Genomic DNA, 22806 nt, shown 5'->3' with positions numbered 1-22806 from the left:
GCACTAGTCGCCGGCCGCCAGCTTGAGCGCGTCGATGAACACGCGCACCTTTTGCGGCAGGTGCGGCGTGGCCGGGAACACGGCGTGGATGTCGCCCTCCGGCAGCGACCAGTCCGGCAGCAGCCGCACCAGCCGGCCTGCCGCCAGGTCCTCCCGCACCGAAAACCAGGTCGCGCGCAGCAGGCCGTCGCCGGCCAGCGCGGCGGCGCGGCAGGCGGTGGCGGTGTTGGTCGAGAACACGATGTTGCGCATCCGGACTTCGCTGTGCTGGCCGGCGCCGTCCTCCAGTATGAAGCTGTTGGGCTGCCGCAGCACCGTCAGCGAGATGTAGGGCAGTTGGGCCAGCGCCTGCGGATGCTCCGGCATGCCGTGCCGCGCCACGAAGTCCGGGCTGGCCACCAGCAGGCGCACCATGCGGCCGACGCGCGCCGCCATATAGCCCGAATCGGCCAGCTTACCCAGCCGCACCGTGACGTCGATGCCTTCGGCGATCAGGTCGATCAGGCTGTCGCCGCACACCAGTTCCACCTTCAGCGCCGGATAGCGCCGCCGCAACTGCGACAGCACCGGCGCCACCACCATCACCCCGTAGTCGATAGGCGCGGCCACCCGCAGCGTGCCCTGCGGGACGGCGCGGCCGCTGCGGGCCTGCTCGATGGCCAGCTCGGCCTGCTGCAACAGCTGCCGGCTGGCGTCGTAGAAGTCGCGGCCGGCCTCGGTCAGCGACAGCTTGCGGGTCGAGCGCAGCAGCAGGCCGACGCCGACCTCGGCCTCCAGCAGCTGCATATGCTTGCTGACCATGGACTTGGCCAGCCCCAGGCGCTCGGCGGCGGCCGTCAGCGAGCCGGCGTCCACCACGGCGACGAAGGTGATCAGGCGGTTCAGGTTGACGGTGCTTAAATCGGCCATGGCGTGTGCGGAGAGTGATTGTCCACCTAGGGTGAACTTAGTGTCCGGTTTTGTCCAGCTTATCAGCACGATTGCAGCTGAATATACTGGCCAGACTATTCACCTTCGCAGGAGATTCATCATGAAACTGTACGGCTCACCCCTTTCCGGCCACACCCACCGCGTGCGCCTGTTCCTCAGCCTGTTGAACCTGCCGTACGAATTCGTCCAGATCGACATGCGGGCCGGCGAGAACCGCTCGCCCGCACATCTGGCGCGCAGCCCTTTCGGCGAAATACCGGTGCTGGAAGACGGCGACGTGACCTTGGCCGATTCGACCGCGATCCTGGTCTACCTGGCCTCGAAATACGACGACAGCGGCCGCTGGCTGCCGCGCGAGCCGCTGGCGGCGGCCACGGTGCAGCGCTGGTTGTCCAACGCCTCCGGCAAGATCGCCTACGGCCCGTGCGTGGCGCGGCTGGTGGTGGCGTTCGGCATGCCGTTCGATCATGAGCGCGCCAAGAGCATCGCGGCGCGCCTGTTCGACGCGCTGGAGGTGGAACTGGCCGGCCGCCGCTTTGCGCTGGGCGATCAGCCCAGCATCGCCGACGTCGCCGCCTTCAGCTACATCGAGCATGCGCCGGAAGGTGGCGTGTCGCTCAAGCCGTATCCGAACATCCGCGCCTGGCTGGCCAACGTCCGCGCCTTGCCCGGCTTTGTGCCGATGACCGCCACGGCCTGCGGCCTCGCGTCCGAAACCTACTGAACGGAGACCATCATGAGCGCCACACCATTCCATGCGGGCGAACTGGCAATCCAGCAGCGGATGGGCGTGCGCGAGCAGATGGCCGGCGCCGGCGCGGCCGGTGTGCGCGACTACATGCCTGACCAGCATCGCCAGTTCTTCGGCGAGCTGCCGCTGTTCTTCATCGGCGCGCTGGATGGCGCAGGGCAGCCGTGGGCCACCATGCTGGTCCACGATGCGGGCTTCGTCTCGACGCCGGATGCGCGCACGCTGCACATCGCCGGCGGCATGCTGGCCGGCGATCCGCTGCAAGGCCAGCTGCGCGAGGGCGCCCACATCGGCGGCCTGGGACTGGTGCCGACCACGCGGCGGCGCAACCGCGTCAACGGCGTGATCGCGGCGATCGACGACGGCGGCATGCGGGTGGCGGTGACGCAGAGCTTCGGCAACTGCCCGCAGTACATCCAGGACCGGGTGCAGACGCCGGTAGCGGCCGTGCCGGTGCCGCAGGTGCTGCGGGCCGCCGCGTTGAGCGTGCAGGACCGCGAGCTGATCGCGCGTGCCGACACCTTCTTCATCGCCAGCGCCAACCTGGAGACTGACGCGGGGCGGGGGCGGGGCGTCGATGTCTCGCATCGCGGCGGGCGGCCCGGCTTCGTGCGGGTGGATGACGAGCGCACGCTGACGTCGCCCGAATTCGTCGGCAACTTCTTCTTCAACACGATGGGCAATCTGCTCGGCCATCCGCGCGCGGGCTTGCTGTTCATCGACTTCGAGCGCGGCGACATGCTGCATGTGGCGGTGGAGGCGGAGATCATCTGGGAAGGCGCGCAACTGCGGGCCTTTGCCGGCGCCGAGCAGCTGCTGCGCTTCCACGTGCGCGAAGTGGTGCGCAATGTGGGCGCGCTGCCGTTCCGCTGGAGCGCGCCCAAGCCTGCCGCGCAGGTGGCGCGCACCGGCGTCTGGGACGAGGCGGACCGCGTGCTGCAAGCGGCCGCGCTGACCAGCGCGTGGCGGCCGTACACCGTCACCGACGTGGTGCGGGAGAGCGCCACTGTGCAATCGTTCCATCTGGAGCCGGCCGATGGCATGGGCGTGGCCGCGCATGTGCCGGGCCAGTTCATCTCACTGCGCGCGCAGGTGGACGGTGCGCAGCGCATCCGCAGCTACACCTTGTCCGACGCGCCGAATGGCCGCAGCTACCGCATCAGCGTCAAACGGGACGGTGCCGTATCCGGCTGGCTGCATGACCATCTGGCGCCGGGCGCGCGCGTCGAACTGCTGGGGCCCGGCGGCGATTTCACGTTCGAGCAGGGCACGCGGCGGCCGGCGGTGCTGCTGTCGGCCGGTATCGGCATCACGCCGATGATCGCCATGCTGAACGGCTTGCTGGTGAACGGCAGCCGCACGCGGCACCGCCATCCCATCCACTTCTTCCACGGCGCCCGCAACCGCGACGAGCACGCGTTTGCCGGTCATTTGCAAACGCTGGCGGCGGGGCATCGCAACATCAACGTCCACGTACGCTACAGCGGCGGCGAGGCCGAGGCCAGCGACATCGTCAACTGGCAGGCCAGCGCCGGCCGCATCGACCTGGAGTGGTTGAAGACGCAGCTGCCGTTCGATGACTACGATTTCTACCTGTGCGGTCCAGCCGCGTTCATGCAGCAGATGTACGACAGCCTGCGTCGCCTGAACATCGCCGATGGGCGCATTCGTTTTGAGGCCTTCGGTCCGGCCAGCGTGCGGCGCGACGTGGCGGCGGCCACCAGCGCGGCCAAGCCCGCCGGCCCGCCGGTGCCGGTGCAGTTTTCGCAGGCGGGTATGTCGGCGTTATGGGACGGCAGCGCGGGCAGCCTGCTGGAGCTGGCCGAAGCCAAAGGTGTGCCGGTTGAATCGAGCTGCCGCTCGGGCCAGTGCGGCTCATGTGCGGCCGGCCTGCTCTCCGGTACGGTCGAGTACACGCGCACCTGCGGCGCCGAGGTCGCGGCGGGGCAGGTGCTGATGTGTTCCGCCGTCCCCGCCGCCGGCAGCGCGCCTGTCGTGCTGGCGCTGTGATGCATCAGGGGCAGGCGCCGATCACGTAATAGCCGGCCGCCGTTTGCGCCAGCACGGTGGTGAAGAACAGGTTATCCAGTCCCATGTTCTGGTTGGAGCCGTTGGCCAGCGCATAGCCGCCGCTGTCGTGCGCGCGCCCCGCGTGCACATGGGCGTAGTTGCTGGCGCTGACCGCCGTGCAGCTCCACGCCGACGCGGTGGTGACGTTGATCGCCGGCGACAGCGCACTCTCGCCCGAAGCCCCGACCGCCGACACCGCGAAGCTGTAGCTGGTGCTGGCGGTCAGCCCGCCGGCGGTGTAGCTGGTGGCGCTGAGCGGCGACGCCGTCAACTTGGCGCCGTTGCGATACACGTTGTAGCCGGTGGCGCCATTGACCGCGTTCCAGGCCAGCGCCACGGCGTTGGCGGTCGGCGCGCCCGCGCTCAAACCGGTCGGCGGCGGCAGCACCGGCGCGCTGCCGACCAGGAATTGCGCCAGCGGGCAGCCGGTCGATACCTGGCCCAGCGTGTCGGTGGCGCTGACGCTGCCGGTGTAGTAGCCGCTGGCGACGTTGTAGCTCTTGCTGAAGCTGGCGCCGCTGCCGGCCGCCGCATCGTTGATCGCGGTCGGGCCGTTCAACTGCACGGCATAACTGGCCACGCTGCCGCTGGCCGTGGCCGCGCCGCTGATGGTGACGCCGCTGCCGCTGACCACCGTGGTGCCGCAGGACGTCATCACCGGCCCCGGCGTCGCCGAAGCGCGCAGATTATTCTTGAACCAGAAATCCATGACGAAGACCGGGTAGTTGACCCTGGTGTTGTCGACATAGTTGGTGTTCTGGCCGCCGCTGCCGGCCGGCCATGCGTGGCCCATATTGCTCACCGTGATCTCGTGCGTGCGCAGCTTGCCGTTGCTGTCGGTGTAGGGCACGTTGCTGCCGCCGCCCGCCATCGCGACCGCTGCGCCCTTGCTGTAGCTGCCGCCGTAGGCCAGGCGGATGCCGGCCGTGTCGATCGGCCCGTAGCCCTGCGCCACCGTGAAATCTGAAGTGCCCCAGACGGCGCCGGCGATTTGCGTGGCGAAGGCGCCGGCGTTGGTGCCCGCCATCGCCTTGCACTGGTTGCCGGCCGTGGTGGCGCTGTAGCCGGGCGGCACAGCGCCGATCTGCAAGGTGGTGGTGCCCGGCGGCGGCCCGGCGTTGATGCCGACACCGGCGAAGATGTCCGGCGCCAGGCAACCCAGCACCATGGTCTCGCCGCCGCCGGACGACAGGCCCGTCACATACACCTGCTTGGGATCGATGGCGTACTGCGGATCGTTGACGAAGCGGCTCACCAGGTCGAGCAGGATGGTGTCGTGGCCGGCGGCGCTGCGGTTGTGGGTGGTGTTGGCGTAGTCCCAGCAGTGGTTGTTGTAGACATTGCCGGTGGCGTTGGGTGCGAGGATCACGGCGCCGTATTGATCGGCCACCGCCTTCCAGTTAAAGCCCCCGTCGCCGCCGCTGTTGATCACGTCGCCGCCGGCCGTTTGCAGGCAGCCGTGCAGCACCAGCACCAGCGCGCGCTGGCCGCCCAGCGTCGGTTGCGAGGCGGGCCAGTAGAAATAACCGGTGAGATTGCCGCCGTTGACGCTGTCGGCGGCCCACGTCTGCTGCGCGCTCCACGTGCCGGGGCCGGCCGTCACCGCCTGCGCCAGGCAGGCCGCCGCCAGCAGGATGGCACAGACGAACGCGTGCGGCACCAATCGCTTGATGTTGATTGCCATGATATGTCTCCGTTGTTGTTGGTGGGTGCGCCGGCAGCAGGAAAATAGTAGATCAAATCAGCGCGCGCACGCGCACCCCAGTAGTTTTACTGTTGTGCAATCAGCGGAACGGGGACTCAGCCCAGCGACTTGATGTAGCGGGGATCGATCTGCGCGCAGTAGCCGGCGCAAGCCTGGCGGGCGGCGTTGGCGGCCGCGTGCACCAGCATCTCGGCGTTGGAGTGGAAGCACATCGAGACGATGATGGCCGGCGGCTCCGGCTGTACCGGCAGTTCGATGAACTCGCCGTTCTTGAGCGAGTCCACCACGAACAGGCTGGGGATGGCGGCGACGCCGTAGCCGTCCTTCACTAGCTGGACGATGGCCGCCACCGACGGCGAGCAGGTGATGCGGGTCTGCTCCAGCGGCACCATCGCCAGGTTGGCCATCTTGCTGACGATTTCCTCGATCATGCGCTGCGGCGCCGTGCCGCGCCCGAAGGTCAGGATGGGCAGGGCCAGCAGGCGCTGGTTCAGGCCTTCCTTGCGCGTGTCGATCAGGCCCTTGCGGGCGATCCAGTGCAGCGGATACACGGCCAGCGCCTCGGAGACGATGTCGCTGCTTTCCACGCCCTCGACCTGGATCACCAGATCGAGCTCGCGCGCGCGCAGGCGCCGCTCCAGCACATTGCTCATGTCGACCGTCAGGTCGACCTCCAGCTCCGGGTACATGGTGTTCAACTCGCGGATGTACTGCGCCAGCCAGCTGTGCACCACCGATTCAATCACGCCCACCCGCAGGCGGCCGCGGATCGCGCTGTCCTTCTGCGCCGCCGCCATCAGCCGGCGCGTGGCGTCGACCACCGCCTTGGCGTGGGCCAGCAGGTATTCGGCGTTGGCGGTGAGGCGGAAGTCCTTGCTGGCGCGGTCGATCAATTCCGTTTGCAGCTCCTCTTCCAGCGTCTTGATGCGCAGCGAGATGGCGGCCGGCGTGGCGTGCAGCGCCCGGGCGGTGGCGCGGAAGCTGCGCAATTGGGCGAGGGTGACGAAGGTCTCCAGGAAGCGGGTGTTCATAGCAAACAAGAATACCTTAACCCGACGCACCAAGATAGCGCAGAGTGGTAAGAAAAACTATACAACAACAGCAAAAATAACTAGATAGCGTGTAGGGTTATTCAAGTTTATTCTTAACTCATGCAAGTTATTCATGATTTGAAAAACGAGACCAGTGCCATGACCCCACTCGAATTACGTCACAAAGTACGCAGCGGCGAATTCCGCCTGCCGACCTCCGGCTACTGCGGCCCATACGCCCAGGCCAACCTGGTGATCCTGCCGCAGGCGCATGCCGACGAGTTCCTGCTGTTCTGCCAGCGCAATCCGCGCGCCTGCCCGCTGCTGGCGGTGGGCGAGCCTGGCCAGTGGAACGTGACGCGCCTGGGCGCCGACATGGACCTGCGCAGCGACATCCCCGGCTACAACATCTATCGCGGCGGCCAACTGGCGTCGCAAACGTACTCGCTGCACGACGTCTGGCGCGACGACCTGGTGGTGTTCGCGATCGGTTGCTCGTTCTCGTTCGAGCAGATGCTGATCGAGGCCGGCATCAAGCTGCGCCACATCGAGCAGCGCCGCAACGTCGCCATGTACCGCACCAATATCCGCAACCAGAGCGCCGGCCCGTTCGGCGGCGAGATGGTGGTGTCGATGCGGCCGATGAAGGCCGCCGACGCCATCCGCGCGATCCAGATCACCAGCCGCTATCCGGCGGTGCACGGCGCGCCGGTGCACCTGGGCGACCCGTCGCTGATCGGCATCGCCGACATCGCGCGGCCCGAATACGGCGATCCGGTCGAGATCATGCCGGACGAAATACCGGTCTTCTGGGCATGCGGCGTCACGCCGCAGGAAGCCATCCGCCACGCGCGCCTGCCGCTGGCTATCACCCACCAGCCGGGCTACATGCTGGTGACCGACATACTCAATGCATCGTTAGCCGCGTTCTGATTTAAAACCAAAGTAGCACCCGCGACGGACCCGCACAGCGCGTCCGCAGGGGAGTGCTACGCCTGACAAAAAGGGGACCACCATGAACACCAGAGCACTATCAACCACACAGCCGGAGGGATTCTTCTCCTGGTTCCACGCCTTGACCGGCAAGGAGCGCCGCACCTTCTGGAGCTGCAAGATCGGCTACGCGCTCGACGCGATGGACACGCAATTCCTCAGCTTCGTGATCCCGACGCTGATCGCCACCTGGGGCCTGTCCAAGGGCGACGCCGGCTTGATCGGCACCGTTACCCTGCTGACCTCCGCCGCCGGCGGCTGGATCGCCGGCATCCTGTCGGACCGCATCGGCCGCGTCAAGACGCTGCAATTGACCATCCTGTGGTTCGCCTTCTTCACCGTGCTGTGCGGACTGGCGCAGAACTTCAACCAGCTGCTGTTGGCGCGTGGCCTGATGGGCTTTGGCATGGGCGGCGAGTGGACCGCCGGCGCCATCCTGATCGGCGAGGTGATACGCGCCAAGGACCGTGGCAAGGCGGTCGGCATGGTGCAGGCGGGATGGGCGATCGGCTGGGGCGTGTCGGCGCTGCTGTATGCGTTGATGTTCTCGCTGCTGCCACCTGAGTGGGCATGGCGCTCGCTGTTCCTGCTGGGGATACTGCCGGCCTTGTTCGTGATCTTCATCCGCCGCTTTGTCGACGAGCCGGAAGTGTTCGTGGAACAGCAGAAGAAGGTGGCACCGGAGGACCGCGCCTCGTTCGCCCAGATCTTCGCACCCAAGATGCTGAGCACCACGCTGCGCGCCGTGCTGTTGACCACCGGCGCCCAGGGCGGCTACTACGCCATCACCACCTGGCTGCCGACCTTCCTCAAGACCGAGCGCCACCTGACGGTGCTGGGCACCGGCGGCTACCTGGCGATGGTGATCGTCGGCTCGTATGTGGGCTACATCGTCAGCGCCTTCCTGACCGACTACCTGGGCCGCAAGAAGAACTTCATCCTGTTCGCCACCGGCTCGCTGTGCATCGCCCTGGCCTATACCCGCTTGCCGGTGACGGACGGCGTGATGCTGTTCCTAGGCTTCCCGCTGGGCTTCTGCGTATCCGGCGTGTTCAGCGGCATGGGCGCTTTCCTGACCGAGTTGTTCCCGACTTCGATCCGCGGCTCGGGCCAGGGCTTCAGCTACAACATGGGCCGCGCCATCGGCTCGCTGTTCCCGCTGATGATAGGCCTGAGCAGCCAGTCGATGGCGCTGGGCGAGGCGATCGGCGTATTCGCCGGCACCGCCTACGGCGTGATGATCCTGGCCGCGTTGACGCTGCCGGAAACCGCCGGCAAACAACTTGAATCCTGACTTAGTACAGCTAACAGCAACAGCAGAGGCAACATCATGAAAAACGACATCCCCGCTCAACAACTTCGCTGGCAGTTCTGGGTCGATCGCGGCGGCACCTTCACCGACATCGTCGCGCGCCGCCCGGACGGCAAGCTGGTCACGCACAAGCTGCTGTCCGAATACCCGGAGCGCTACGACGACGCCGTCACGCAAGGCATGCGCGACATGCTTGGGCTGAAGACGGGCGATCCGCTGCCGGCCGATCAGATCGAAGTGATCAAGATGGGCACCACCGTCGCCACCAACGCGCTGCTGGAGCGCAAGGGCGCGCGCACCGCGCTGGCCATCACGCGCGGCTTCGCCGACCAGCTGCGCATCGGCTACCAGGACCGGCCGGACATCTTCGCCATGCACATCGAGCTGCCGGACCTGATCTACGAGGAAGTGATCGAGATCGACGAGCGTATCGGCGCACGCGGCGAGGTGCTGCAGGCGCCGGATGAAGAGGTGTTGCGCGGCCAGTTCATCGCGGTGCGCGCCAAGGGCATCGATGCCATCGCCATCGTGTTGATGCACGCCTACCGCTATCCGCAGCACGAGCTGCGGCTGCGGGCGCTGGCCGAGGAGGCGGGCTTCACGCAGATCTCCGTCAGCCACCAGGTCAGCCCCTTGATGAAGATCGTCGGCCGTGGCGACACGACCGTGGTGGACGCCTACCTGTCGCCGGTGCTGCGCGATTATGTGTCGCGGGTGTCGGCCGACACGGGCGACGTGCGCATCATGTTCATGCAGTCCAACGGCGGCCTGACCGACGCCGGCCGCTTCCAGGGCAAGGATGCGATCCTGTCCGGGCCAGCCGGCGGCATCGTCGGCGCGGTCAAGAGCTGCGAGGCGATCGGTTTGAAACAGGTGATCGGCTTCGACATGGGCGGCACCTCGACCGACGTCGCCCACTACGACGGCGCCTACGAGCGCGTGTTCGAGACCGTGGTGGCCGGTGTGCGGGTGCGCGCGCCGATGATGCACATCCATACCGTGGCGGCGGGTGGCGGCTCGATCTGCAGCTTCGAGAACGGCCGCTTCAAGGTCGGTCCGGAATCGGCCGGCGCCAATCCCGGCCCGGCCAGCTACCGCAAGGGCGGCCCGCTGACCGTCACCGACTGCAACGTGATGCTGGGCCGTATCCAGCCGGAGCACTTCCCGCGCGTGTTCGGCCCGAACGGCGACCAGCCGTTGGACCGCGACGTGGTGGTGCGCGCCTTCGGCGAACTGTCCGAGAAGATCGCCCGCGAAACCGGCACCCGGCTGTCGCCGTCCGCCGTGGCCGACGGCTTCCTGGCGGTGGCGGTCGATAACATGGCGCAGGCGATCAAGTCGATCTCGGTGGAGCGCGGCTATGACGTCAGCCGCTACGCCATGTGCTGCTTTGGCGGCGCCGGCGGCCAGCATGCCTGCCGCGTGGCCGACGTGCTGGGCATGACCAAGATCGTGATCCACCCGTTCGCAGGCGTGCTGTCGGCCTTCGGCATGGGCCTGGCCGACATCCGCGCCATGCGCGAAGGCGCGGTGGAACAGCCGCTCAGCGACGCCACGCTGGCCGAGCTGGGACCGCAACTGGTGGCGCTGGCGCGTGACGCCGCCACCGAACTGCTGGAGCAGCAGGTGGCGCAGGAAGACATCCGCGTCGAACTGTGCGCGCGGTTGAAGTACCAGGATAGCGATTCCGCCTTCGTCATCCCGCTGGCCAGCATGGCCGAGATGAGCGAGGCCTTTGCGGCGCTGTATCGTGGCCGTTTCGGCTTCGTCATGGAAGGCCAGCCGCTGGTGATCGAATCGGTATCGGCCGAAGCGATCGGCGCCGGCGATGGCGCCGACTTCGTCATCGAAGTACCGGCCGGCGGTGGTGCGGATTCGCCGGGCCGCGTCTACAGCTACGTCGACGGCCAGACCGTGCCGATCGCGCTGCACGTGCGCGCCGAGCTGCCGGTGGGCAGCCGCGTCGCCGGTCCGGCGCTGATCCGCGAGGAGATCGCCACCACCGTGGTGGACGCCGGCTGGAGCGCGCGCGTACTGCCCGACCACTCGTTGCTGCTGGAGCGCAGCGTGGCCGCCGGCAGCGCGCACAAGATGACCACCGCCGTACACCCGATCCACCTGGAGATCTTCAACAACCTGTTCATGGCGATCGCCAAGCAGATGGGCACCACGCTGGAGAACACCGCCTACTCGGTCAACATGAAGGAGCGGCTGGACTTCTCCTGCGCCATCTTCGACCGCGAGGGCAACCTGATTGCCAACGCGCCGCACATCCCGGTCCATCTGGGTTCGATGAGCGACAGCGTGCTGTGCGTGATCCGCCAGCACGCGGCGACGATGGCGCCGGGCGACGCCTATGTGCTCAACGTGCCTTACAACGGCGGCACCCACCTGCCGGACATCACCATCGTTTGCCCGGTGTACGGCGACGCCGGCGCGCCGCCGTTCGCGGTGCGGCCGGAGCCGCTGTTCTACGTCGCCGCGCGCGGCCACCACGGCGACGTCGGCGGCATCACGCCCGGCTCGATGCCGCCGAACAGCACCAGCATCCTGGAAGAGGGCGTCCTGCTCGATAACATCAAGATCGTCGACAAGGGCGTGTTCCTGGAACCGCTGGTGCGCGAGCTGTTCGGCGCCGGCCCCTGGCCGAGCCGTAACATCGACCAGAACATCGCCGACCTGATCGCCCAGCTGGGCGCCTGCGAGACCGGCGCCAACGAACTGCTGAAGGCCACCACCTGCTACGGCGAAGACGTGGTGCTGGCCTACATGCAGCACGTGCAGGACAACGCCGAAGCGGCGGTGCGCAAGGCCATCGGCGGCCTGCGCGACGCCAGCTTCGCCTACGAGATGGACGACGGCGCGATGCTGAAAGTGAAGCTGACCATCGACCACGCCAGCCGCAGCGCCACGGTGGACTTCAGCGGCACCAGCGAGCAGCGGCCGACCAACTTCAACGCGCCGCTGTCGGTCTGCAAGGCGGCCGTGCTGTACGTGTTCCGCACGCTGATCGACAGCGACATCCCGATGAACGAGGGCGTGCTCAAGCCGCTCAAGCTGATCATCCCGGAAGGCTCGATGCTCAACCCGCGCTATCCGGCGGCGGTGGTGGCCGGTAACGTCGAAGTGTCGCAGTACGTCACCGACGCGCTGTACGGCGCGCTGGGCGTGATGTCTGCCTCGCAGGGCACGATGAACAACTTCACCTTCGGGAACGCGGAGCACCAGTACTACGAGACCATCGCCGGCGGTTCCGGCGCGGGGCCGGGCTTCGACGGCACGGCCGCCGTGCAGACCCACATGACCAACTCGCGCATGACCGATCCGGAGGTGCTGGAATGGCGCTTCCCGGTGCTGGTCGAAACCCACGCCATCCGTCGCGGCAGCGGTGGCGAAGGCGCGCAGCGGGGCGGCGACGGTGCACTGCGCCGCATCCGCTTCCTTGAGGCGATGACGGCCAACATCCTGGCCGGCCACCGCCGCATCGCGCCGTTCGGGCTGGAAGGCGCGATGCCCGGAGCACTGGGCCGCAACTGGGTCGAGCGCGGCGACGGCACGGTAGAGGAATTCGGCGCCACGCACACCGCCGAGATGCAGGCCGGCGACGTGTTCGCCATCGAAACGCCTGGTGGCGGCGGTTTCGGTACCAAGTAAGCAAACCAAAGGAGATAAAAATGAAAAAAACGATGTTTGCGCTCACGCTGGGCGCATTGGCGGGGACGGCGGCGGCACAATCGAACGTGACGGTGTATGGCATCGTCGACGTGGCGGTGGTGCGCGAAAGCGGCGGCGTCGGCGCGGCCGCTTCCAGCACCAAGCTGACCAGCGGCGTTGAATCGGGCTCGCGCCTGGGCTTCAAAGGCACCGAGGACCTGGGTAGCGGCCTGTCCGCCATCTTCCTGCTGGAGAACGGCTTCCAGGCCGATACCGGCGCGATGGGGCAGGGCGGTTTGCTGTTCGGCCGCCAGGCCTACGTCGGCTTGCAGAGCAAGACCGCCGGCACGCTGACCCTGGGCCGCCAGTACACGCCACAGTACCTGGCGGTGGCTGCGGTCGATCCCTTCGGCTCCGGCACGGCGGGCGACACCAAGAACCTGATGGCCTCCACCGGCAATAGCGCCAGCCGCATGGACAACGCGGTCAAGTACGCGTCGCCGGTGGTCAACGGCTTCAATGCGGAACTGGTCTACGGCGTCGGCGAAGTGGCGGGCGACAGCACGGCGCAGCGCCAGTTCGGCGGCGCGGTCGCCTACACCAGCGGCCCGCTGGTGGTACGCCTCGCGCATCACAACCGCAACAACGATACGGCCACGCTGAAGAACACCAGCAGCGCCAAGAACACCGTGCTGACGGCGCTGTACGACTTCGGCGTGGCGAAGGCGCACTTTGCCTACGGCGTCGACAAAGGCCTGAACAGCGCTTTACCGCGCAACCTGAACAACCCGTTCGGCTACGCGGTGGCGCCGACGCCGTCGATCGACAGCAGCGTGGTGCTGCTGGGCGTGACGGTGCCGCAGGGGATGGGCACGTGGCTGGCCTCCTACATCCGCAAAAACGACAAGACCAGCTTCAACCAGGACGCGCAGCAGCTGGCGGCGGGCTATCGCTACTACCTGTCCAAGCGCACGGACTTGTACGGCGTGTATGCTTACATCCGCAACAAGAACGGCGCGGGTTACACAGTCGGTAGCGCGATAGAAGGCGGTACCGGCAATCGCGGCCTCAATCTCGGCATTCGTCACGTTTTCTAAGGAGCGGTCATGAAAAAACTATTCACGGTTATGTTTGCTGGGCTGATGATGTTTGCGGCGCTGGATGCGAGCGCGGCGGAGAAGGGGACGGCCGATGAAGCGGTGGCGATGGTCAAGAAAGCCGCCGAGTTCCTGAAGAAGAACGGCAAGGAAAAAGCCTTCGCCGAGTTCAATAATCCCAAGGGCCAGTTCATTCAGAAGGATCTGTACATCTTTGCCTTCGGCGCCAATGGCGATGGCGTTGAACTGGCCAACGGCGCCAACGTCAAGCTGGTCGGCAAGAACGTGCTGGAGATGAAGGATGCAGATGGCAAGTTCCTGATCAAGGACATCCTGGCGCTGGGCATGGGCAAGGAAGGCAAGGGCTGGGTCGATTACAAATGGCCCAATCCCAGCACCGGCACCGTCGACGGCAAGCGCACCTACGTCGAGCGCGTCGATGACGTCGTGATCGGTTGTGGTATTTATAAGTAAAAATGGCTGGCAGGAGTGGGTTGTTTCCACTCCTATATTTCAAAATGTAAAAAATAGGTTGCAATGGAGCAATTCGCAAACTATGATGAAGTTATAAAGAGACCCAGATAACGTCTACATTATAGGTGGTGATATGCTACTCACTGAGCACACTGCCGTCACGATCCGCAGAGGACCGCCACGGCCACAAGACGCGATAGCCCAGATCCCGGCAGCCGCGAATTCGTATGACATGACGACCGAGGACGATATCGGCGATGCATTGACTTCCCTTGCCGCGACCGGCGATGCGATCTCGATGTACGTGAGCGGTGTCCGAGAGCCGGTGCTTGGACGCATACTTTCAGTCGATCCCGAGAATCCGCATTTCGTGATGGAATTGAACGAAGGCTCAACCCTGCCGCCTGGCAAAGTCACCTTTGTCACCGTCTTGAGCAATGCGAAGATTCAATTTCGCCTGACCGATGCGGACTGGAACTCGCTTCCCGGCCAGCCGCATCTGATCCCGATGAAATTCCCGGAAACCTGCGCGGTGCTGAACCGCCGCGCATCGGAGCGCGTGGAAACGCCGCTGGGTGTCACGTTCATGGCCTCGTTCGAAGTGAACGGCAGGATGTACGAGCTGCCGATCTACGATTTCGCGCTGGGCGGCATGGGCCTGCGCTGCACCAAGAGCGCGACCAAGGGTTTGCTCAAGGGCCGCAAGGTGGTGGAGGTGCGGCTGGAGCTGGAAACGGAATCGGACTCGGAATCCGTCGTCGTCGCAGAAATGGAAATCCGGGTCACCCGCTCCGTCCGTTCATTCCTGCTGGGCGAACAGCTCCACGTCGGCTGCATGTTCACCCAGGTGTCGCCGGAAGCGGAAACCGACATCAAGACCTTGCTGAAGCACATCAACCACGCCACGACGTAGCGGTTTAGTACTTGAGCGTACGCCGCATCACCAGCGGTGGCGGCTCCATCGGATTGGCGTGCGAGTATTCAAGCTCTTCAGCCAGTTCGAATTCGAAGGCGGTGTAGAAGTCGATCAGCTTGGGCTGGTCGCTGCGCACGGCCAGCCGCACTTCCTCCACGCCGCTCGCCAGGCCGTGATGGATCACCGCCTCCAGCAGATGCTGCGACAGATTGCCACCCCGATGCTGCGGCAGCACGCCCATGCGGCAGATCTCCCATACATCCGGCTCCGCATCGAGCGGCAGCCAGCGCACCGAACCCACCGGCTGTTCATCGACCAGCAAAACAAAACCGCCGCCATCGCGCAGGTGTTCTGCGACGAGGACGGCGGTTTCGCGGTGGCCGCTGGAAGTGACGCTGACCTTGCCGGCCCACGCGGCGCGCGTGAGGTCGGCAATCAGCTTGGCATCGTCATTCCTTGCTTCCCGAACCACGATGTTCATCGGCCGGCCCTTAGCGGATGCGCATGCCTGGCTCTGCGCCCGGCCACGGATTGAGGATGTAGATGCCTGGATTGGCTTTCTCGTCCTTGGCAGAACCGGCCAGCACCATGCCTTCGGACACGCCGAACTTCATCTTGCGCGGCGCCAGGTTGGCGACCATCACGGTCAGCTTGCCGACCAGCTCTTCCGGCTGGTACATGGACTTGATGCCGGAGAAGACGTTGCGCAGGCGGCCTTCGCCGACGTCCAAGGTCAGGCGCAGCAGCTTGTCCGAACCGTCGACGTGTTCGCAGTTGACGATCTTGGCCACGCGCAGGTCGATCTTGACGAAGTCATCGATGCCGATCTGCGGCGCCAGTTCTTCCACGCCTTCCGGCATCGGCAGCGCCGGCGCGGCCGGCACGGCGGCGGCCTGCTTGGCCGGCTTGGCGGCGGCAACCGGTGCAGCGGCGGCGGCAGCTTGCTGCGCCGGCGCATCGAACAGGTCTTCGATCATCTTCGCATCGACGCGCGTCATCAGGTGCGCGTAGGCGCCGATGGTGCGGCCCAGCATCGCGCTCGACACCACGCCGCTGGCGACGTCGGTATCGGCCCACAGCAGCTGCTCGTCGTTGAGGAACTTGGAGACATTGGCGGCCACACCCGGCAGCACCGGCGACAGCAGGATGGTCAGCTGGCGGAACAGGATCAGCGCGGTGGTGCAGACGTCGTGCAACTCGGCCAGCTTGGCCTCGTCCTTGGCCAGGATCCACGGCTTGTTCTCGTCGACGTACTGGTTGGTGATGTCGGCGATCTCCATGATCTCGCGCAGCGCCTTGCCGAACTCGCGCGCCTCGAAATTGGCGGCGATGCTGGCCTGGCGCTCGACGCCGTCAGCGGTGATCAGCGCGCGCTTGATCCAGCCCTGCGCGCCGTCGGACAGCGACGAGGCCAGCTTGCCGTCGAATTTCTTGGCGATGAAGCCGGCGCAGCGCGAAGCGATGTTGACGTACTTGCCGATCAAGTCGCTGTTGACGCGGGCCACGAAATCGTCGCCGGTGAAGTCCAGGTCTTCCACCTTGGAGTTCAGCTTGAAGGCGATGTAGTAGCGCAGCCATTCCGGGTTCATGCCCAGGTTCAGGTAGCGCAGCGGCGAGATGCCGGTGCCGCGCGACTTGGACATTTTTTCGTTGTTGACGGTCAGGTGGCCGTGCACGTTGACCTTGAGCTTGTCGATCACCGGGTGGCCGGCGAAGTTCAGCATGGCCGGCCAGAACAGCAGGTGGAAGGACACGATGTCCTTGCCGATGAAGTGGATCTGCTCGGTGCCCGGATCGTTCAGCAGCGCGTTGAAATCGATGCCCTTTTTCTCGCAGTAGTTCTTCAGGCTGGCCAGGTAGCCGACCGGCGCGTCCAGCCAGACGTAGAAGAACTTGCCCGGCGCATCAGGAATCGGGATGCCGAAGTAAGGCGCGTCGCGCGAGATATCCCAGTCGGCCAGCTTTTCGCCGGCTTCGCCCAGCCATTCGCTGACCTTGTTGACCATTTCCGGCTGCAGGCGGCCGGGCGTGTTCAGCCAGTCCTTGAGGAACTGGTAGCAGCGCGGGTCGGACAGCTTGAAGAAGTACTGCTCCGAATCCTTGAGGATGGGCGTGGCGTTGGTGAACACCGAGAACGGGTTGATCAGCTCGGTCGGCTGGTAGGCCGCGCCGCACACTTCGCAGTTGTCGCCGTACTGGTCCTTGGCGTGGCAGGTCGGGCACTCGCCCTTGATGTTGCGGTCCGCCAGGAACATGCCTTTGACCGGGTCGTAGAAGCGCGGCACGATCTTGGTCTGGATCAGGCCGTTGTCGCGCAGCTTGCGGTAGATGCCCTGCGACAGTTCGACGTTTTCCGGCGAATCGGTCGAATACCAGTTGTCAAAGGCGATATGGAAACCGTCCAGGTACTGGGCGCGGCCGGCGGCGATCTTGGCCACGAATTCCTGCGGCGTGATGCCTTCCTTTTCGGCGGCGATCATGATCGGCGTGCCGTGGGTGTCGTCGGCGCCGACAAAGTGCACCACTCGTTGCGCGTCGCCGTCGCGCTGCATTCGCTGGAACCGGACCCAGATGTCGGCCTGGATGTACTCCATCATGTGGCCAATATGGAAAGCGGCGTTAGCGTAGGGCAGGGCAGTGGTGACGAACAGCTTGCGGGTCATGGTTGATGCACTTTGTGGGTGGAAAAAGAACATTTTAACAGTGGAAGCCGCAACTGCACACGTCTGAGGGGTTTTCTGTCGCTATGCGCTAGAATGAGGGCACATTTTACGGAGAGAGTTACATGAGCATCACAGTAGAAGACGTCAAAGCCGCGCTGTCCAAAATCGTTGACCCAAATACAACGAAAGACTATGTGTCCGGCAAGGCCGTGAAGAATTTGAAGGTCGAGGGCGGCGATATCTCCCTCGATATCGAGCTGGGCTACCCGGCCAAGAGCCAGTTCGACGCCATCCGCACCAGCGTCACCGCCGCCCTGGGCGCGCTGCCTGGCGCAGGCAAGGTCAGCGTCAACGTGCACAGCAAGGTGATCTCGCACACCGTGCAGCGCGGCCTCAAGTTGATGCCCAACGTGAAGAACATCATCGCCGTGGCCTCCGGCAAGGGCGGCGTCGGCAAATCGACCACCGCCGTCAACCTGGCGCTGGCGCTGGCCGCCGAGGGCGCCTCGGTCGGCCTGCTGGACGCCGACATCTACGGCCCGTCGCAGCCGATGATGCTGGGCGTGTCCGGCCGTCCGGAAACCAAGGACGGCAAGACCATGGAGCCGCTGGAAAACTACGGCGTGCAAGTGTCGTCGATCGGCTTCCTGATCGACCCGGACGAGCCGATGGTGTGGCGCGGTCCGATGGTCACCCAGGCACTGCAGCAGCTGCTGGAACAGACCAACTGGCGCGACCTCGACTACCTGATCGTCGACATGCCGCCCGGCACCGGCGACATCCAGCTGACCCTGTCGCAGAAAGTGCCGGTCACCGGCGCCGTCATCGTCACCACGCCGCAGGACATCGCGCTGCTGGACGCGCGCAAGGGCCTGAAGATGTTCGAGAAGGTCGGCATTCCCATCCTCGGCATCGTCGAGAACATGAGCACCCACATCTGCTCCAACTGCGGCCATGCGGAGGAAATCTTCGGCGCCGGCGGCGGCGCCAAGATGTGCAAGGATTTCAACGTCGAATTCCTCGGCGCCTTGCCGCTGACCCTGTCCATCCGCGAGCAAGCCGATTCCGGCAAGCCGACCGTGGTGGCCGAGCCGGACGGCCAGGTGGCCGCCATCTACAAGGACATCGCCCGCAAGATTGCAGTACAGGTCGCTGAAAAGGCCAAAGACATGACCAGCAAGTTCCCTAGCATTGTTATTAAAAACGACTAATCAAGAACGACTAACCACGGAGATCCCTTCATGATGAAAAGTATCGCAGCCGCAGCAGCCTTCCTGGCCCTGAGCACCAGCGCCTTTGCCCAGCAGTCGGTCTCGTTCGTCGAGCCGGCCGATGGCGCCACCGTCACCAGCCCGGTGAAGGTCAAGTTCGCCGTCAGCGGCATGGAAGTCAAGCCGGCCGGCGACATGACGGCCAATACCGGCCACCACCACCTGCTGATCAACGCCGCGCCGGTCAAGGCGGGCGAAGTGGTGCCGGCCGATGAAACCCACATCCACTTCGGCAAGGGTCAGACCGAAACCGAAGTCAAGCTGGCGCCGGGCACCTATGTGTTGTCGATGCAGTTCGCCAACGGCCTGCACCAGTCCTACGGTCCTGGCATGAGCAAGGACATCAAGATCACCGTCAAGTAAGCGTTTAGCTTGATTGAATGGTTGCGTGCGGCCCACACCGCACGCAATTTTTCCAAAAAAGATACTAAAAAACGCAACACCATGGGTTAGCATGCGGGTTTTCTTTGCCCGAGAGCCAGCCTTGACGTCGCCCCCTCTGCACGCGGTCCCCGCATCCGCCGCGCACCACGCCGCCCCTGAATTCTGCCCCAGTTGCAAGACCCGCCTCGGCGCCAATTTCTGCCCGCAATGCGGCCAGGAAGCCGTGCTGCATCCGCCCAGCATGGGCGAATTCGTCGCCGAGTTTATCGGCCATTATGTCGCCATCGAGGGCAAGCTGTGGCGCACGCTGGGCCAGTTGCTGTTGCGTCCGGGAGGGCTGACCAAGGCTTATATGGCGGGCCAGCGCGTCAAGTACATGCAGCCGCTGCGGCTGTTCCTGACGCTCAGCGTGATCCTGTTTGCGCTGTTGCAGTTCAGCGGCTTTTCGGTGGGCGAAAGCGCTCAGGAAGGCCGGGTCGCGAAGAAGCCTGCGGTCAGGGCGGATATCGGGAGCACGGAGCTGCGCGAGGCGGGCGCGGCCAACATTTCCCGCTACCAGATTATGCTCGGCTATTACAACTTCGGCGTAGACATCGCGCCGGACGGCAATCGGGTCAACTTCGGCCTGACGCTGCCCAGCAGCGATAATCCATCCTTGGCGCTGATCGCCTTGCGCACCGTGTTTCCGACCTTCCGGCAATCGCTCGACCGCTACTACGCCTTGCCGCCCGAGCAAAAGGCCGAGCGCCTGACCCACGGCTTCTTCGCCCGCATGCCGTACGTGATCTTCTTCATGGTGCCGGTGTTTGCCCTGTTCCTCAAGCTGCTGTATCTGCCGTCGGGCCGGCGCTACGGCGAATATCTGCTGTTTGCGCTGCACGTCAATGCTTTCGGTTTTTTAATAATGGCGCTGATCGATCTGATGCCATTGTGGACTGCCCGCTGGTTGATGCTGCTGTTGTCCCTGTATTTGGCGCGGGCGATGCACCATGTCTATGGTGGCGCTCCGTGGGCCACCACGGCCCGCTGGCTGGTGCTGGTGGTTGCTTATCTGATGATGCTGGCCGTGATCATCACCCAAGTCATGCTCTTTACGTCGCTGACGTCGGTCTGACGGAAAGCGAATAGCGTTGCCGCAGCTTAGTTGATCTAAGCTGCAAATCATTGTTTTTGCGCTGGTTTTTCGCTATCGGCCGCTTGTGGAATGGCGAATTGCCGGGGCCGGAAGGACTCCGTAATCTGTGGTTTTCAACCACCACATAAACGGAGTCCTCCATGCGCCTGAATCACCTGAGTTTCCCTTCCAACGACGTCGCCGCCAGCGTCGCCTTCTTCGAACGCCAGCTGGGCTGCCGGGTCGAGCTGGCCGGCCCGGTCAGCATCCTCAAGCGCGATGGCTTCGACATCGTCATCGAAGACTGCGGCGACCGCAGCACCGTCTGGCCGCACAATTTCCACCTGGGCTTCGAGCTGCCGAGCGCCGACGAGGTGCGCGCCTTGCATGCCAGATTCAAGGAGGAGGGCGTGACGATGAAAACCGAGGTCTTCTATCACGAGCGCGGCTCGCGCTTCTTCTGTGTAGCGCCGGGCGGGCTGCTGTTTGAGATCAACACCCGCGCCGACGCGGAAGAGCGCTATCGCCGCACCTTCGCCGACGCGGTAAAATAGCTTCTTTTACATATAAGCACTCCTACATCGATGACTACTGCACCAGCCAAGCCAGTCCGCACCCGTTTCGCACCGAGCCCGACCGGCTACCTCCACCTGGGCGGCGCCCGCACGGCGCTGTATTCCTGGGCCTACGCCCGTCACTTCGGCGGCACCTTCGTGCTGCGCATCGAAGATACCGACCTCGAGCGTTCGACCCCGGAAGCGGTGCAAGCCATCATCGAAGGCATGGAGTGGCTGGGCCTGAGCCACGACGAAGGCCCGTTCTACCAGATGCAGCGCATGGACCGCTACCGCGAAGTCGTGGCGCAGATGCTGGAAGCGGGCACCGCTTACCACTGCTACTCGTCGCAGGAAGAAGTCGAAGCGATGCGCGAGCGCATGCGCGAAGCCGGCGAGAAGCCGCGCTACGATGGCACCTGGCGTCCGGAGCCGGGCAAGACCCTACCGGCCATCCCGGCCGACCGCAAGCCGGTGGTGCGCTTCAAGAACCCGCTGGACGGCGAAGTGAGCTGGGACGATTTCGTCAAAGGCACCATCACTATCGGCAACAAGGAACTGGACGATCTGGTCATCGCCCGTCCGGACGGCACGCCGACCTATAACTTCTGCGTGGCGGTCGACGACTGGGACATGGAAATCAGCCACGTGCTGCGTGGCGACGACCACGTCAACAACACGCCGCGCCAGATCAACATCCTGCGCGCCATCGGTGCGCCGCTGCCGCTGTACGGCCACCTGCCGATGATCTTGGGCGCCGATGGCCAGAAGATGTCCAAGCGTAAGGACGCCGTCAACGTCATGGATTACCCGGCGCAAGGCTATCTGCCGGAAGCGATCCTGAACTACCTGGCGCGCCTGGGCTGGAGCCACGGCGACGATGAAGTGTTCTCGATGGAGCAGGTGTGCGGCTGGTTCGACGGCACCCACCTGTCCAACTCGGCGGCGCAGTTCAACATCGAAAAACTGAACTGGCTCAACAACCACTATATCAAGCAGGCCGACAACGAACGCCTGGCCGCGCTGGCCCAGCCGCGCATGCTGGCCGCCGGCGCCGTGTTCGACGGCGCGCCTGCGCTGCCGGCCGTGCTGGCGCTGATGAAGGAGCGCGTCAACACCGTCAACGAACTGGCCGACGCCGCCATGCTGTTCTACCGCGCGCCGCAGCCGGACGCCGCGCTGATGGCTCAGCACCTGACCGACGCCGTCAAGCCGGCGCTGGCGCAGTTTGCCGAGCGTTGCGCGACGGTGGAGTGGACCAAGGAAGCGCTGGCCGCGATGATCAAGGAAGTATTGGCCGCCAACACGCTGAAGATGCCGCAGATGGCCATGCCGCTGCGTTTGATCGTCACCGGCCAGCTGCAAACCCCGGCCATCGACGCCGTGCTGCAGATCTTCGGCCGCGAGGCGATTGTGGCGCGCCTGGCGAAATTTCTCTGATTCTGACTTGAATCCTGAGCAAAGTTGCAAAAGGGTATTTGCATAGCGCAGCTTCTTTGCTATACTCTTGTTTCTGCAGCAAACGGGGGTATAGCTCAGCTGGGAGAGCGCTTGCATGGCATGCAAGAGGTCAGCGGTTCGATCCCGCTTACCTCCACCACGTTGCAGAATTGGTTGTTCGCAGTCCCCATCGTCTAGAGGCCTAGGACATCACCCTTTCACGGTGAGTACGGGGGTTCGAATCCCCCTGGGGACGCCAAGGTTGTAGATGTTGTAGTTGACGTTGTTTGTACTGATTTGTTTGATGTTTGGCTTTACGCTGGATAGATACAAGTAGTGAAAACAAAAGTCGCGCAAGCGGCTTTTATTATTTCTGCGCCCGGGGGGTATAGCTCAGCTGGGAGAGCGCTTGCATGGCATGCAAGAGGTCAGCGGTTCGATCCCGCT

General features: G+C 64.8%; 18 protein-coding genes and 2 tRNA genes. 15 read left to right on the top strand and 5 right to left on the bottom strand.

What is annotated here, in order from left to right:
* Window positions 1-3: 3 nt before the first annotated feature.
* Window positions 4-909, bottom strand: coding sequence for a LysR family transcriptional regulator (locus tag V6M89_RS19945; protein WP_332854806.1), 906 nt, complete (start codon window positions 907-909; stop codon window positions 4-6).
* A 121-nt stretch (window positions 910-1030) separates the two neighbouring features.
* Between V6M89_RS19945 and V6M89_RS19940 the strand changes: the two genes are divergently transcribed.
* The gene (locus V6M89_RS19940) at window positions 1031-1654 is read left to right on the top strand and encodes a glutathione S-transferase family protein (protein WP_332854805.1); all 624 of its coding nucleotides are present in this window, start codon (window positions 1031-1033) and stop codon (window positions 1652-1654) included.
* A gap of 12 nt (window positions 1655-1666) precedes the next feature.
* The gene (locus V6M89_RS19935; protein WP_332854804.1) at window positions 1667-3691 is read left to right on the top strand and encodes an FAD-binding oxidoreductase; all 2025 of its coding nucleotides are present in this window, start codon (window positions 1667-1669) and stop codon (window positions 3689-3691) included.
* Window positions 3692-3695: 4 nt separating this feature from the next.
* Here V6M89_RS19935 and V6M89_RS19930 read toward each other — a convergent pair whose 3' ends face one another.
* Window positions 3696-5435, bottom strand: a complete 1740-nt coding sequence (locus V6M89_RS19930) for an extracellular catalytic domain type 1 short-chain-length polyhydroxyalkanoate depolymerase (protein ID WP_332854803.1) — start codon at window positions 5433-5435, stop codon at window positions 3696-3698.
* Between the two features lie 116 nt (window positions 5436-5551).
* Entirely contained in the window at window positions 5552-6487 is a 936-nt protein-coding gene (locus tag V6M89_RS19925; RefSeq protein WP_332854802.1) for a LysR family transcriptional regulator, read from the bottom strand.
* 120 nt (window positions 6488-6607) lie between these two features.
* Between V6M89_RS19925 and V6M89_RS19920 the strand changes: the two genes are divergently transcribed.
* The 6 genes from V6M89_RS19920 (at window position 6608) to V6M89_RS19895 (ending at window position 14930) form a co-directional block, all read left to right on the top strand.
* Window positions 6608-7420 (top strand): putative hydro-lyase, encoded by an 813-nt coding sequence (locus V6M89_RS19920; RefSeq protein ID WP_332854801.1) that lies wholly within the window; start codon window positions 6608-6610, stop codon window positions 7418-7420.
* A gap of 82 nt (window positions 7421-7502) precedes the next feature.
* The gene (locus tag V6M89_RS19915; protein ID WP_332854800.1) at window positions 7503-8774 is read left to right on the top strand and encodes an MFS transporter; all 1272 of its coding nucleotides are present in this window, start codon (window positions 7503-7505) and stop codon (window positions 8772-8774) included.
* A gap of 36 nt (window positions 8775-8810) precedes the next feature.
* On the top strand, window positions 8811-12446 hold the full coding sequence (locus V6M89_RS19910) for a hydantoinase B/oxoprolinase family protein (RefSeq protein WP_332854799.1): 3636 nt from the start codon (window positions 8811-8813) through the stop codon (window positions 12444-12446).
* A 20-nt stretch (window positions 12447-12466) separates the two neighbouring features.
* A complete protein-coding gene (locus V6M89_RS19905) occupies window positions 12467-13543 on the top strand; it encodes a porin (protein ID WP_332854798.1) in 1077 nt (358 codons plus the stop codon).
* A gap of 9 nt (window positions 13544-13552) precedes the next feature.
* Window positions 13553-14017, top strand: coding sequence for a cache domain-containing protein (locus V6M89_RS19900; protein ID WP_332854797.1), 465 nt, complete (start codon window positions 13553-13555; stop codon window positions 14015-14017).
* A gap of 232 nt (window positions 14018-14249) precedes the next feature.
* The gene (locus tag V6M89_RS19895) at window positions 14250-14930 is read left to right on the top strand and encodes a flagellar brake protein (protein ID WP_332854796.1); all 681 of its coding nucleotides are present in this window, start codon (window positions 14250-14252) and stop codon (window positions 14928-14930) included.
* A 4-nt stretch (window positions 14931-14934) separates the two neighbouring features.
* Here the strand turns inward: V6M89_RS19895 and V6M89_RS19890 are convergent, their stop codons facing one another.
* On the bottom strand, window positions 14935-15414 hold the full coding sequence (locus tag V6M89_RS19890) for a GNAT family N-acetyltransferase (RefSeq protein ID WP_332854795.1): 480 nt from the start codon (window positions 15412-15414) through the stop codon (window positions 14935-14937).
* A gap of 10 nt (window positions 15415-15424) precedes the next feature.
* Window positions 15425-17596 carry a methionine--tRNA ligase gene (gene metG / locus V6M89_RS19885; protein WP_442881987.1) on the bottom strand — a complete coding sequence of 724 codons (2172 nt, stop codon included), beginning with the start codon at window positions 17594-17596 and terminating at the stop codon, window positions 15425-15427.
* A 122-nt stretch (window positions 17597-17718) separates the two neighbouring features.
* On the opposite strand from metG, the gene apbC reads away from it, so the two are divergent.
* From apbC to V6M89_RS19850, 7 genes are all read left to right on the top strand, one after another.
* Window positions 17719-18807, top strand: a complete 1089-nt coding sequence (gene apbC / locus V6M89_RS19880; RefSeq protein WP_332854793.1) for an iron-sulfur cluster carrier protein ApbC — start codon at window positions 17719-17721, stop codon at window positions 18805-18807.
* A gap of 30 nt (window positions 18808-18837) precedes the next feature.
* Window positions 18838-19230 carry a DUF4399 domain-containing protein gene (locus V6M89_RS19875; RefSeq protein ID WP_332854792.1) on the top strand — a complete coding sequence of 131 codons (393 nt, stop codon included), beginning with the start codon at window positions 18838-18840 and terminating at the stop codon, window positions 19228-19230.
* A 121-nt stretch (window positions 19231-19351) separates the two neighbouring features.
* A complete protein-coding gene (locus V6M89_RS19870; RefSeq protein WP_332854791.1) occupies window positions 19352-20365 on the top strand; it encodes a DUF3667 domain-containing protein in 1014 nt (337 codons plus the stop codon).
* A 161-nt stretch (window positions 20366-20526) separates the two neighbouring features.
* The gene (locus V6M89_RS19865) at window positions 20527-20919 is read left to right on the top strand and encodes a VOC family protein (protein WP_332854790.1); all 393 of its coding nucleotides are present in this window, start codon (window positions 20527-20529) and stop codon (window positions 20917-20919) included.
* Window positions 20920-20949: 30 nt separating this feature from the next.
* The gene (gene gltX / locus V6M89_RS19860; protein WP_332854789.1) at window positions 20950-22359 is read left to right on the top strand and encodes a glutamate--tRNA ligase; all 1410 of its coding nucleotides are present in this window, start codon (window positions 20950-20952) and stop codon (window positions 22357-22359) included.
* A gap of 84 nt (window positions 22360-22443) precedes the next feature.
* A tRNA-Ala gene (locus V6M89_RS19855) sits at window positions 22444-22519 on the top strand.
* A 23-nt stretch (window positions 22520-22542) separates the two neighbouring features.
* Window positions 22543-22618: transfer RNA gene (locus V6M89_RS19850), tRNA-Glu, on the top strand.
* Window positions 22619-22806: the final 188 nt, after the last annotated feature.

It is taken from the genome of Duganella sp. S19_KUP01_CR8, from assembly GCF_036688705.1.
Lineage (GTDB): Bacteria > Pseudomonadota > Gammaproteobacteria > Burkholderiales > Burkholderiaceae_D > Rugamonas.
This window is presented reverse-complemented; position numbering and strand designations above follow the sequence as displayed.